This is a genomic window from Bowmanella yangjiangensis (assembly GCF_018531185.1).
GTDB lineage: Bacteria > Pseudomonadota > Gammaproteobacteria > Enterobacterales > Alteromonadaceae > Bowmanella > Bowmanella yangjiangensis.
This window is the reverse complement of record NZ_JAHDJU010000002.1, coordinates 1,335,298-1,347,867: the sequence shown is the minus strand read 5'-3', so window position 1 is coordinate 1,347,867 and position 12,570 is coordinate 1,335,298. Positions and strand designations below refer to the sequence as shown.

General features: G+C 51.3%; 11 protein-coding genes. All 11 read right to left on the bottom strand.

Annotated elements, in window-relative coordinates; genetic code table 11:
* Positions 1–41: 41 nt before the first annotated feature.
* Entirely contained in the window at positions 42–1,100 is a 1,059-nt protein-coding gene (fliM, locus tag KJY73_RS15165; protein WP_206594299.1) for a flagellar motor switch protein FliM, read from the bottom strand.
* 10 nt (positions 1,101–1,110) lie between these two features.
* Positions 1,111–1,644 carry a flagellar basal body-associated protein FliL gene (fliL, locus tag KJY73_RS15160; RefSeq protein ID WP_214344535.1) on the bottom strand — a complete coding sequence of 178 codons (534 nt, stop codon included), beginning with the start codon at positions 1,642–1,644 and terminating at the stop codon, positions 1,111–1,113.
* A 76-nt stretch (positions 1,645–1,720) separates the two neighbouring features.
* Positions 1,721–2,080 (bottom strand): flagellar hook-length control protein FliK, encoded by a 360-nt coding sequence (locus KJY73_RS22055; protein WP_408611391.1) that lies wholly within the window; start codon positions 2,078–2,080, stop codon positions 1,721–1,723.
* A gap of 1,708 nt (positions 2,081–3,788) precedes the next feature.
* Positions 3,789–4,235, bottom strand: a complete 447-nt coding sequence (fliJ, locus tag KJY73_RS15150; protein WP_214344533.1) for a flagellar export protein FliJ — start codon at positions 4,233–4,235, stop codon at positions 3,789–3,791.
* Positions 4,235–5,569 (bottom strand): flagellar protein export ATPase FliI, encoded by a 1,335-nt coding sequence (fliI, locus tag KJY73_RS15145; protein ID WP_214344675.1) that lies wholly within the window; start codon positions 5,567–5,569, stop codon positions 4,235–4,237. The genes fliJ and fliI overlap by 1 nt, the downstream gene beginning before the upstream one ends.
* A 92-nt stretch (positions 5,570–5,661) precedes the next feature.
* Positions 5,662–6,444: a flagellar assembly protein FliH gene (gene fliH / locus KJY73_RS15140; RefSeq protein ID WP_214344532.1), complete on the bottom strand. Its 783-nt coding sequence runs from the start codon at positions 6,442–6,444 to the stop codon at positions 5,662–5,664.
* Between the two features lie 21 nt (positions 6,445–6,465).
* Positions 6,466–7,524: a flagellar motor switch protein FliG gene (fliG, locus tag KJY73_RS15135; protein ID WP_214344531.1), complete on the bottom strand. Its 1,059-nt coding sequence runs from the start codon at positions 7,522–7,524 to the stop codon at positions 6,466–6,468.
* Between the two features lie 2 nt (positions 7,525–7,526).
* Entirely contained in the window at positions 7,527–9,224 is a 1,698-nt protein-coding gene (gene fliF, locus KJY73_RS15130; protein WP_214344530.1) for a flagellar basal-body MS-ring/collar protein FliF, read from the bottom strand.
* A 14-nt stretch (positions 9,225–9,238) separates the two neighbouring features.
* A complete protein-coding gene (fliE, locus tag KJY73_RS15125; protein ID WP_214344529.1) occupies positions 9,239–9,565 on the bottom strand; it encodes a flagellar hook-basal body complex protein FliE in 327 nt (108 codons plus the stop codon).
* A 432-nt stretch (positions 9,566–9,997) separates the two neighbouring features.
* Complete coding sequence (locus KJY73_RS15120; RefSeq protein ID WP_214344528.1) at positions 9,998–11,335, bottom strand: sigma-54-dependent transcriptional regulator; 1,338 nt, start codon at positions 11,333–11,335, stop codon at positions 9,998–10,000.
* On the bottom strand, positions 11,332–12,447 hold the full coding sequence (locus tag KJY73_RS15115; protein WP_214344527.1) for a sensor histidine kinase: 1,116 nt from the start codon (positions 12,445–12,447) through the stop codon (positions 11,332–11,334). Before KJY73_RS15115 ends, KJY73_RS15120 begins: the two co-directional genes overlap by 4 nt.
* Positions 12,448–12,570 lie beyond the last annotated feature (123 nt).

Sequence of the window (12,570 nt, the reverse complement as noted above, 5' to 3'; positions counted from 1 at the left end):
CCGCGTTTGCGGGACAAAGCTATATAACCGGATTATCGGTACTATAAATCATCTTCCAGACTGGCCAGTTCGGCATCGGAATCCAAGCGTCGACCGCCTTTGGTCAGCAATTGCAATTCGGATTTCACTGAGGTCGGTCTGGGTATCTTCTCAGTAATCTTCAGGGCGATGTTGTCTCTTGAGCGGCCCATTTTAGTGCGGTAGGTGGGTAAGTCTTCAACAAACAGCACCACATGCTCGGGCATTTCAATAGGGATAATGTCGCCTTCCTGCAGATCCATCACTTCCTGCAGCGATAACTCAATGTCCATCAGGGTGGCAGATACTTCTACCTGCACATCCATAATTTCGTCGCGTAGCGCCTTACTCCAGCGCAGATCGGTGTCTTCTTTATCACTTTGAACACCGGCATCCAGCAATTCACGTATGGGTTCCAGCATGGAATAAGGCAAGGCCACGTGGAAATCACCACCGCCACCGTCAAGCTCGATATGGAAGGAGCTGATCACCACCACCTCGGTGGGGCTGACGATGTTGGCCATGGCGGGATTGACTTCAGAGTCCAGATACTCAAAGGATACGTCCATCACCGGTGCCCAGGCCTCTTTGTAATCTTCAAAGATAAGCTTGAGCAGCATCTGAATAATACGCCGCTCTGTAGGGGTAAATTCCCGCCCTTCGATCTTGGCATGGTAACGGCCGTCACCACCGAAGAAGTTATCCACCAGGATAAATACCAAACGGGCTTCCATGGTGATAAGCCCCGTGCCCTTAAGCGGACGGAAACGCACCATGTTGAGGCTGGTAGGCACAAACAGGGTATGTACGTACTCACCAAACTTAATCATCTGGATGCCGTTAATCGACACCTCGGCACTGCGGCGCATCATATTAAACAAGCTCACCCGCATATGCCGGGCAAAGCGCTCGTTCACAATCTCCAGGGTTGGCATACGCCCACGGACTATCCTGTCCTGCGAAGAGAAGTCATATTCGAGCGCCGAACCACCTCGTTCGGAACTGTCTATTTCCTCTTCTTCGACTTCGTCAACGCCATGTAATAGTGCGTCAATTTCGTCCTGGGATAATAAATCGCTCACCTGTAAGTTCCTATTGCATTACAAAGCCGGTAAACAACACCTGAGACACCACGTCCTTGCCGGCAATTTCCTGCATCACTTTTTTCACTTCTTTGATGGATTGTTCACGCAAGGCAATCTTGCCCGCTTCGGTGACCAAATCATCGGCGTTGGCACTGGAAAAGACTCTGAGCAGGGTGCCTTCAATCATTGGAATATGCATCTTGGCCTGTTCCTCGTTATCGGCACCACGTACCAGCAACTGCACCTTAATCTCAACCAGACGATCGCGTCCTGTGCCCGGTACATTGAATACAAAGGGCCTTGGCATCGCCACATAAAGGGCAGAACCCAGCGCGGCACTGTTAGATGCCGCCGCCCCGTCGGATGCACCTGGGGTCGGGCTCATGGCCTGACTTTCGTCCATGGCAGGTTCATCAGAACCTCCCAGTAGGAAAAAAGCTGCGGCCCCACCTATAACCAGCACCACTGCGGCAATGATGATAATCATCATCTTACCTTTCTTCTTGCCGCCGTCTTCCAGTTCCAGTTCTTTTTCTGCCATTATCCGTCTCGAATCAAATACCTTAACCGGATCTTATCCAGCGCCAGCGGAATAGCAATGCTTTAACGCAATTGCCTTAAACGAAATAATCAATTCCGCCCACGCGACCATTCACTACGCGAAGTTCGGTTTCAGCCAATGCATCAGCGCCCACATCAGGCCTGGAATCTTGCTCAGCCTCACCTTGCTGCTGGGCAAACTGCTGGCCTTTTCCTTCCTGTTGAACAAAGGACTGCCCCAGTTCAATGCCCTTCTCCGCCAGCATTTCCCGAAGCCTGGGTACTGCCTGGTCAAGCATGTCTCTGGCCTGCTGAGATTGCACTACAAAGTTCACAGTGGCCTGTTCACCGTGCATCTGCACCCGCACCTGCATAGATCCCAAATCAGGTGGGTCAAGACGAATATCCGCGCTCATATTACCGAGATTAACCAGCATTCTGACCCGCTCGGCGAGTTGTATAGCGGCCTCAGGTTTGGCGATATTAATGGCTTTATCCAGTGCACTGTGGGCTTGGCTGCCACTGGCTTTAGCGGATTCACTGTGTATGTGTGCGGTTTCAGCCTGAACCTGACGCTCGGCTACCCCGCGAATGCTGGGGTCAAAGGCGTCCTGGCGAGGCGTAGGCGGATTTTCCAATAATGCAGCAAAACGCTGTAACTCTGGCTGCAGTGCAGGTTGAGAAACCTGAATACCCTGCTCTTTCAAACTGGTTTGCACCAGACTTTGCAGATCCAGGCCCGGCTCTCTGCCTTGCTGTAACTGCGCTTTAAATTCGGCAATACCGGCTTTGAGACTGGCGACAAAATCTTTCACGGCCTCAGGCCCCTGTTGCTTCACAGGTAAACGTTCGGCCAGCTCAGTCAATTTTTTGTCTAGTTCCTTCTCAGGCAATTGCACCAGCTCTTTCAACGTCAGGGTTTTATCTGAAGTGGGCGCTTTGGCAGTCTCTTTACTCACCTCGGTGACCGCTGCTGCACTAGGGGTTTGTTTACCCAACTCATCAGTAGCGGCAGTAGCCTGTTCTTTTATGCTTTTAACATCTTCAACTGCTGGCAGTGTGGTTTGCAGCACTGCGGTTAATTGATTCAGGCTAAGCACACCGTCCTGCACTTTAACTTTCAAAAGCGCGGTTTTTTCTTCATCCGTCATCAACGGCAACGTTGCGACTAGTTCCTGAAGGGGCGCTTGTTGCCCATTCTCGGAGCCTAATTTGACCAGGTGTTCCCATCCCTTAGCTTCGAACAATTCTACAGGCACCTGCTTAACCTGCTCGGCGTCCATGACCTGTTCAAGCATCAGTAATACCTCGGCGAACATCTGTTCTTCTGGTTGCTGAGGCATGTCAGCCAGCAGCTCTTTGAATTCCTGCAACTGCTGAGGTGTTAGCATGTCTTGCAGCACCTCAGGATCCAGCCCCAGCTCCTGCAGCAAAGCAAGATCATCCTCAGTCCAGATCACATCCACATCGGCTGCTTGGGCTTTTTCCAGCTCAACATCGGTTGGTGCTGATTCCGATGCGTCAGGTTCTATCTGAACATCTGCGCTTGCCGACGGGCCCAATACCAACTGATAAACCAGCTTGAGCCAATCATCAGCTTGCTGGTCGGTGCTATCAGATGCGTCATCGGATGGTTCTGAATATTCAGATGATGATGCTTTGGTACTGGCAAATTCAGCATCATCAGTTTTTTTAGGATCTTTCTCTGTCGGTGCGGCATCGCCAGCCTTGGCAGAGACATTCTGTTCTGCCTTTGAGGTTGTGCTTTCGGATGTGGCATCATCGACCGGTTCGCTCTCTTGAGCAGGCTTCGCATTGCCTTGTTTCTCTACTACCTCAAATCCCGGCTTTTCCGGACCACCTTTTCGTACAGGCTCAATGCTGTGTTTACCCTTAGATTGTTCGAGGTTTAGCTGTTCACGGAACAATTCGGCCTGACCATTATCCAGTGCCAACGGGCTGTCTTCCGGCATAGCGGCTGAAGCGGCAATCTGTGGGTTTGAAGCGGCAACTTGTTGCATCATAGAACCTGTCTCAATCAAACTGGTCTTGCCAATACCTTAATAAATAAGGGAATTGACACTTTTCGTACACTCTTGGCAGATATGTTTGCAAGTAGCGTTCCAACCTCAAGCAACTCAGTAGCTAGCTTTGTAGTTGCCGACGAACAAAACGCTGAATGGCCACTTCATCCAGCAAGGCTTGCTCGCGTTTGTTCTCTAATTGCTGAGCTTGCTGACGTTTTTTCTCAATCAACATCTCAACAGCCTTGCGTTTTTGCTGTTGCCGCAACCACAACGCTCTGCGCTGCTGGGCAACAGCCTTAGCATTGGCAATAATCTGATTTTGCTGCAGACAGGCCTTATCCAATTTGTCGATAAAGGCCTGATGCTGGGCAAAGGAAAGCGCCCCAAGGCCCTGATTAGCGCGTTGTTGCAACTGTCTAAGATAATCCAGGCGGTAACTTTGCAGGCCGGTAAGCTTTTGCACATTGGTCTGTACATTTTGCTCGGCCAGACGATAATCTCGGGCCAGCTTATCTTCTTTTTCCTGCTCCCATTTGGCCACCTGTTCAAGTTGACGTGTCGACATCAGCCTTCACCCAGTCCTTTGGCCAGTGCAGCCATATTTTCCAGGCTTTCGTCATAAGGCAGTATTTGCTTCATCTCTTGTTGCAGGAACTTATTGATCACAGGCTCGGCCTTAATCGCAAGATCTACTCTGGGGTCAGCGCCGCGGTTGTATGCCCCGATACTAATAAGGTCCCGGTTCTGTTGATAAGTTGAGTAAACCTGCTTGATTCGCCTGGCGGCTTTTAGGTGTTCATCACTCACTACCATCGGCATCACCCGACTGATAGAAGCTTCCACGTCGATAGCCGGATAATGACCGCTGTCGGCCAGCCGACGAGCCAAGACCACGTGACCGTCCAAAATAGCCCGCGCAGAGTCAGCGATAGGATCCTGTAAATCATCACCTTCGGTCAGCACGGTAAAGAAAGCGGTTATTGCCCCCTGACCATCACTGCCATTCCCCGCTCTTTCCACCAGGGCTGGCAATCGGGCAAATACCGAAGGCGGATAACCTTTAGTGGCTGGCGGTTCGCCCACGGCCAGGGCGATTTCACGTTGCGCCATGGCATAACGGGTAAGCGAGTCCACCAGCAACAACACGTTCATGCCCTGGTCGCGGAAGTACTCGGCAATGGCAACTGCGGTTTCACAGCCTTTTAGGCGCATCAGCGGTGAGGTATCGGCTGGCGCAGCCACCACTACGGACTTCTGGCGCTCTTCTTCGCCCAGAATATCCTGAATAAATTCTTTGACTTCGCGCCCCCGCTCGCCAACCAGACCGACCACCACCACATCAGCACTAGTGCCGCGGGTCATCATGCCCATCAGCACACTTTTACCCACCCCGGAACCAGCAAACAAGCCCATACGCTGACCCACGCCGACTGTGATAAGGGAATTGATGCAGCGCACGCCAACATCCAGAGGCTGGCCGATAGGACGACGGGATAATGGATTGATAGGCGCGCGACTTAGGGGAATACGTTTTTCAACCTTGATGGCACCCAAACCATCCAATGGCTGACCGTTACCATCCACGACCCGGCCCAACAACTCCATGCCCACACCAATACCTTGCTCGCGGGACAATGGCTGCATCCGGGAACCAGGCACAATACCCCGCACGGCTTCGGTGGGCATCAGATAGGTAATATTCTCCGCAAAGCCCACCACTTCGGCTTCAATTTCACCGTCTATGGTTTGCACCAGACATTGACTGCCCACCGGCATCTGGCAACCGACAGCTTCAAGGGTCAGGCCTATGCCTCTGACCAGCTTACCGGCAGCGACGGTGTGAGCCTGCGGAATCTGCTGGCGATAGGCGGCAATTCTGTCTTTTAGGTTTTGCAAGATGGCACCTGTTTCAGTTTGGACGCTTTTGTCAGCCTCAAGTCCGAGTCACAACGGACGAACAAATCTCCACCCGATTTGTCTGGCCCGTAGCATTATTCTTTACTCAAGCCCTGCTCAAGCAAGAACTTATCCAGCACCTGGCGCACGCGCCGCTCGATGGAAACATCCACGGCATTGGTATCGGTAACGATATCGCAGCCCCCTCTTTGCATATTGGGAGATTCAATAAACTGCCAATGATGTGCTTCAATATGTTCCACAGAAAAATGCTGTTTAATCAACTGCACATCGTCCGGGTGCATATGCATTTGATAGCGACGCTCTTCAATAGGCAGGACCTTTAATCCTTCACTGATAGCTTGCAGTAAAACATCTTTATTGGTTTGAATTTCGGTACGAATTACCGCACGGGCAAGGGAAACAGCCAGCTGCACCAGCTCATTTTCTAACTGGTCATCCACCTGGCTAACTGGCTTTGTCAATTTATTGGCAAGCTCCTGCCATATTGCAGCCGCTTGCTCAACCTCCTGACGACCCGCTTCCAGCCCTTCGGCATGCCCTTCTGCCAGGCCCTGCTCTCTGCCTTCGGCCAGACCTTGCTCGCGACCTTGCAACAAGCCTTGCTCGTGCCCGGCCTGGCGGCCTTCTTCCAGTCCTTCCTGATAGGCGGACTGACGGATGGCTTCAATTTCCTCAGCCGTAGGCGGCAGAATTTCTTCTTCTACCTCAGGCGGTTCATATTTCCACTCGCTACTGCGATTAATAGCATTGGTTTTATCTGCAGGTTCAGGCTGCGCATCTTCCATAAAAGGGAGATCCCAGGAGCGCACTCCAGGTTCCTGGCTTTGATACTTGAGGATTTTGGAACCGCTCATCCACTTTTACCCCGTTATTAATTACAGGAACTCGTCGCCGCCACCGCCGCCCAGCATAATTTCGCCGGCGTCGGCCAAACGACGGGCCACAGACAGAATCTCTTTCTGCGCTGCTTCCACTTCGCTGATTCGAACCGGTCCCATGGCTTCCAAATCGTCGATAAGCATTTCGGCTGCCCGTTTGGACATGTTTTTGGTGATCTTTTCTTTGACTTCTTCGTCGGCACCTTTGATGGCCTTGAGCAGCGCATCCTGCTGCACCTCGCGCAAGATAGTCTGCATGGCGCGATCGTCCACATCGGCCAGGTTGTCGAAGACGAACATCAGATCCTGGATCTGCTGACTCATTTCTTCGTCCTGCTCGCGGATGGCATCCATCAACTGACCTTCGATATTGGTGTCCAGGTAGTTCATGATGTCTGCTGCTGACTTCAGGCCGCCCATCTTGGCTGCCTGAGCACCGGCCTGGCCGGCGAACTGTTTCTCCATAATCTCATTCAATTCCTGCAAGGCGGCTGGCTGCACTTCTTCTAAGTTGGCGATCCGCATCATCAGATCCAAACGCACTTTTTCAGGGAACTGCGCAATGATCTCCGCCGATTGTTCTGCATCCAGGTAGGACAACACAATAGTCTGGATCTGCGGGTGCTCATTACGAATAATGCTGGCCACCTGTTTAGAGTCCATCCACTTGAGTGAATCCAGGCCTTTGGCACCGCCGCCCATCAAGATCTGATCAATCAGATTCGCCGCTTTATCTTCACCCAATGCAGCCGTCAGGGCTTTACGCACAAACTCCTGGCTCTGGAAGCCAATGGTGCTGTAGTTTTGAATTTCTTCAATAAAATGCTTATGCACCGCCGTGATTTTGTTTTGCGTCATGTCTTCCATGCTCGCCATCGCGGTACCCAACCTTTGCACTTGCTTGGGTTCAAGGTGTTTCAGGATCTGCGCAGCATCTTCTTCCGACAAGCTCAGTAGCAAGATAGCGGCTTTCTCTACCCCTTCGAGCTTACTGACATCATAACCAGGGCTGGACGTTGCTTCTTCTGGAACTTTTGTTATTTGTCTGGTTGCCATGCTTATTCATCCTGCATCAGCCAGCCCTTAACAACCTGGGCTGACAACTCGGGTTCGTTCGCCACCAGCGCACGTACCGCTTTAAGTATATCTTCATCTTTATGCAGATCCGGCAGCATCAAGGAGCCATCCGGTGCAAAGCCTACCTGGCCTTCGTCAAATTCCTGAGACAGCATACTGATGGTTTCATCGCCCAGATCCAAGCCGGAGTCGGCATCGAAGGCATCAGCCTCGCGGGTATCTTCTGGGTAAATAAGTTTCTTAAGCATGGGTCTGACGATAGCCAGGATCAAGGTGATAATCACCAGACCGCCGACCACCAGACGCAACGCCCGCATAAACCATTCCTGCTCCCACAGCGGCACTTCAGTAACCACCAGATCATCAATGCGGCTAAAGGGAATGCTAACAACTTCTAAGGAGTCGCCTCGGGTTACGTCAAAGCCGATACCGCCCTGCAGTACCCGACGAATATTCAACAACTCTTCTTGCGTTTTTGGCACAGAGGTAACTGTACCATCTGCTGCGGTTTGCTGGGTGTGATCTACCGCCACAGATACCGACAAACGACGAATAACCCCCGTTTGCTGTTTAGTATGGCTGATGGTGGTATCCAGCTCGTAGTTGCGTGTCGCTTCTTTGTGTGAGCGGCCCGGGGTTACCGACTTGGCATTATTGCTATTGGCCTGCTCGGGAATATTCGAATCCAAAGGCGGCTGATTACTCAGGGCTCCGGGAATACCGGCGGCAATGCCCCCCACCGAGTTCTCTTCCACCGTCATTTCGCTACGCACCGCAGGCAGGTCGGGATTATAACGCTTCTGAGTTTGTTCTACCGCAGTAAAATCCATGCTGACATCCACTTGGGCGGTGTAATTACCCAGGCCAAGAACCGGGATCAGAATGGAGTCAATTTTCTGCAGATACTCAGTTTCGCGATGTTTCTCAATTTCATATTCTTTACGTGACCTTGCAGCCAGAGAGTCCTGCGAACCTGAGTTTAACAAGCGACCATTATTATCTGTCACTGTCACTCTGCTAGGCTCCATACCCTGCACGGCAGAAGCCACTATATCCACCACGGCATCCACTTCTTCGCCGGATAGTACCGCACCACGACGCAGGGTTAATACCACAGTGGCACTGGGCTTTTTCTCAACCCGGGCAAACACACTTTCTTTAGGTAGCGCTAACAGCACATTGGCGCGAGTGATAGCACTGATTTCCTCGATAGTACGGGCCAACTGCTGCTCACGGGCATGCTTCAGGCGCTCTTTCTCAACCCGCTGGCTTACCCCAAAGCCCATATCCTGCATGATGATATCGGTACCGCTATTGGCTTCCTGGCTAATGCCCTGGCGAGCCATGCCCAGCTTGATATTCTGGTACTGATCTTCGTTTACATAGACGACGTTACCGTCCAGACGATAGTCAATCTGGTTTTGATCCAGGTAGTCCAGGGTTTGAATGAGCTCTTCGGTAGGCATTTTGGCCAGAGGACGATAATCCGGTTCTTGTGCCCAGATCACGATAAATACCGCAATGGCCACACAGATAACCAGTGCCACAATCAGGGTAATCTGACGCAGCAGATCGATACCGCCCATGCCTTCCATAAAACCGGAACGTTGCTCCGGTGTGTTATCCGCTTCAGGACTGTTGCCTGTTACGGCCAATTCTGTACCAGTTGCATCTGCCACAATCTAGTCTCCCGTTACACCGGCATATTCATGATTTGCTTGTAGGCTTCCAGTACCTTATTGCGCACCTGCACTGTGGCTTCAAAGGCGATACCGGACTTTTCCTTGGCAACCATGACATCCACCAAACTCAGACTGGTATCACCCATATCAAAAGCAACTTGTTTGTCTCTGGCATCAAATTGCAGACCGTTGACGTTATCCAATGCCGTTTTCAGCATATCACCAAAATTCTGAGAACTCGGGTTGCTGACCAGCGGTTGAGCCTGAGCGGCATCCATACCGGCCTGACGGGCCAGTGACTGAAGTTCGCTGTACAAAGACTGTGCCTTGATGTCCATTGACTGCTCCAAACTCATCGGTGTGGAAAATTTGACTAACAAAGGCATAGCAATACTGATGCCAACATATATAGCCCTTTATTTTCAAAGAGTTAAAATGCACAGAAGAGGCGGATGACGGGAAATTGGCGGCTAACCAGGCTGGTTGAGGTAGATAGATAGGGGGTTATCTCGGTGTTTTTTCTAAGTCCCCTTCATGGTGAAAAGCTAAATTCATATAAACTCGAAGTGCACAAAGGAATAACAGGTTGTCTACTACCCCACTTAACACCTTCGCGACCTTAGTGCCCTTTGTGGTAATCAGCAAAATCCACATAACCACAAAGCACAAGAAGGCCACGAAGAAATACGAGGCCTGCTACTTCCCCAATTAATATCTTTGTGTTCTTCGTGTCCTTAGTGGTGGCACGTAAATTTCAACAAAGCATGCAATCAAGCTGGGACTTCTATTCCCACATCACGCATTCTGGCCAGTTTGTAACGCAAAGTCCGTGGACTGATCCCCAGCTTGTCAGCTACGGCCTTACGACTGCCATTGCATGACTTAAGGGTATCCAGAATAATCTGATGTTCCTGCTGCTGCAGTTCCATCCCCAGTTTGCTGCCTTCCGGCTCACAGTCCAGTTCCTGAACGTCCTGTGGGATATCCTGTTCCAACATCAAATCCAGGGCATCAATTTGGTTATCACTGGCCAGAATCAGGGCTCGCTGGATCACATTTTCCAATTCACGCACATTACCCGGCCAACTGTAATGTTGCAGTTTGTTCCTGGCAGCGGCGGTCAACTGTGGGATTGGGGTGCCAGCTTTTTGGCTGTGCCTGTCAATCAGATGCTGAGCGAGAGGAATGATGTCCCCTGGACGCTGTACAAGGGGTGCCCAGGTCAAGGGAAATACGTTTAAGCGATAGTACAAGTCTTCGCGAAACTCGCCCTTACTCACAGATTGACGTAGATCCCGGTTACTGGTGGCAATCACTCGCACATCCAAATCAATGGTTTTGCGACTGCCAAGGCGTTCCACTTCCCGCTCCTGCAGAACACGCAATAACTTGGCTTGAAGGCCAAGATCCATCTCAGTGATCTCATCCAACAAAATGGTGCCTCCCTGTGCCTGCTCAAACTTACCAGGACAGGCTTGCAATGCACCGGTAAAGGCGCCCTTCTCATAACCAAACAAGGTAGCTTCCAGCATATTTTCTGGAATAGCGGCACAGTTAATCGCCACAAAAGGTTGCTCTGCGCGGCCAGACTGATCATGTATATAGCGAGCCAAAACTTCCTTACCCGAGCCACTAGGACCCAGTACCATCACGGTAGCATCGGCCTTAGCGACCTTCTGTGCCAGCTCCAGCAACTTTTTACTGGCCGGGTCGGCCACCACAGGCTGTCGAGACTCAACCTTTTGCGCCGGCGCATAACGCCCCACCAGATTCAACAGTACCTGCGGTGCAAACGGCTTCGCCAAATAATCGGTAGCGCCGTCTCGCATAGCCTGTACTGCATCATCAATAGTGGCATAGGCTGTCATCAGCAACACCGGCATATTAGGCAGCTTCTGCTTGATGCTGCGCAGCAAGGATAAGCCGGACATCTGGCCCATTTGAATGTCACTGACCACCAGATCAACTTCTTCCTGATTCAGCAACACCATTGCCGCTTCGGCGCAATCGGCTTCGAGGATCTCATATCCACCCAGCAGCAAGGTATCGATCAGTGCTTCACGCAAACCTGCATCATCTTCAACAATTAAAATTCTGCTGTTACTCATCCTCTACACTCCTTAGGCGTTAGCGCCGGCTCCAGTTGCCGAAGCAAGGGCAGTCGAATCTCAAACCTGGCACCGCCCTGCTCTACATTGCTGACACAAACATTACCCTGATGCGACTGGGCAACGGCCTTAACCACCGCTAAGCCCAGGCCGGTTCCCTGAGACTTGGTGGTGTAAAAGGGGTCAAAAATATGGGTTAGCTCGGTTTTCGGTATACCCGGGCCATTATCTGCGATAGAAATAACCACCTGCTCTTCGTTGCCGGGGTCGCGGTTGGCCTGCAGGTGAATGCGACAACCTCTTGGCATAGCCTGAATACTATTGTGAATAAGGTTCTGTAATGCGCTAGCCAGCGCGGTCTTGTTACCCAAAACCAAAATGTCAGGTTCTGGAAGCTCAACGGTTAAAATAGCCTGACGAGCCATCAGCATGGCCTCGGCTCCCGATTCCACTTCCAACATTAAACTTTGCAGCGATAATTCGCTGACCACTTGCTGCTCACCACTTTTGGCAAACAGCAGCATGTCATTAACCTGCTGCTCAAGATCTTTTAAGCGAGACAATAATTTGTCGGCGAACTGCCCACGCGACTCCGGCGCCAAGGTACTGTTTTGCAGATTGGCGGCATACAGCATGGCCGCCGATAAGGGCGTACGAATCTGATGCGCCAGGGAGGCCACCATACGTCCCAGGGATGACAGCTTTTGCAAATGGCTTAGCTGCTGCTGTAAACGGCGGGTTTCGGTCAGGTCGGTAATAACAATCAACTGACCGGGTTCCAGTTCCAATGGACTGATAGCCAGCTTCACCTTACGCCCATCACGCAGCGACACCTCATGGCCGTCATCGGCGCGAGGTTTGAACGAACGGTTAATAATAGTTCGCCAGGCTTCACCTTCCAGCGGTTCACCTAAGAGTTCAACAGCCACTTGATTAGCCTGACGCACATGGCCATTACCATCGACCACTATCACCCCGGCTGGCATCACTTCCAACAAGTGCTGCAAGCGTGATGCTTGCTGCTTAAGCCCTAACAGCTCTTCCTCATCCGGCAGAAAAGCAACATTGGGAATGGTGTGGTATGTAGATCCCGATACGGATTGACTCACCATGGCTACCTCATGTCAAAACTTGGACGTTATAAAACAGACATAAGGGTAAAGCAGGGACTATGCCAATTTTTTATTCTTAAATTTCATACACTTAAGATTAAATCCTTAGGCGTAAAATTGACA

Bases quoted from the DNA above. Each gene is read 5' to 3' on its own strand.
- KJY73_RS22055 (WP_408611391.1), bottom strand. From the start codon at position 2,080: ATGCTGGTTAATCTCGGTAATATGAGCGCGGATATTCGTCTTGACCCA.
- KJY73_RS15120 (WP_214344528.1), bottom strand. From the start codon at position 11,335: ATGAGTAACAGCAGAATTTTAATTGTTGAAGATGATGCAGGTTTGCGT.
- fliJ (WP_214344533.1), bottom strand. From the start codon at position 4,235: ATGTCGACACGTCAACTTGAACAGGTGGCCAAATGGGAGCAGGAAAAA.
- fliL (WP_214344535.1), bottom strand. From the start codon at position 1,644: ATGGCAGAAAAAGAACTGGAACTGGAAGACGGCGGCAAGAAGAAAGGT.
- fliE (WP_214344529.1), bottom strand. From the start codon at position 9,565: ATGGACATCAAGGCACAGTCTTTGTACAGCGAACTTCAGTCACTGGCC.
- KJY73_RS15115 (WP_214344527.1), bottom strand. From the start codon at position 12,447: ATGGTGAGTCAATCCGTATCGGGATCTACATACCACACCATTCCCAAT.
- fliG (WP_214344531.1), bottom strand. From the start codon at position 7,524: ATGGCAACCAGACAAATAACAAAAGTTCCAGAAGAAGCAACGTCCAGC.
- fliH (WP_214344532.1), bottom strand. From the start codon at position 6,444: ATGAGCGGTTCCAAAATCCTCAAGTATCAAAGCCAGGAACCTGGAGTG.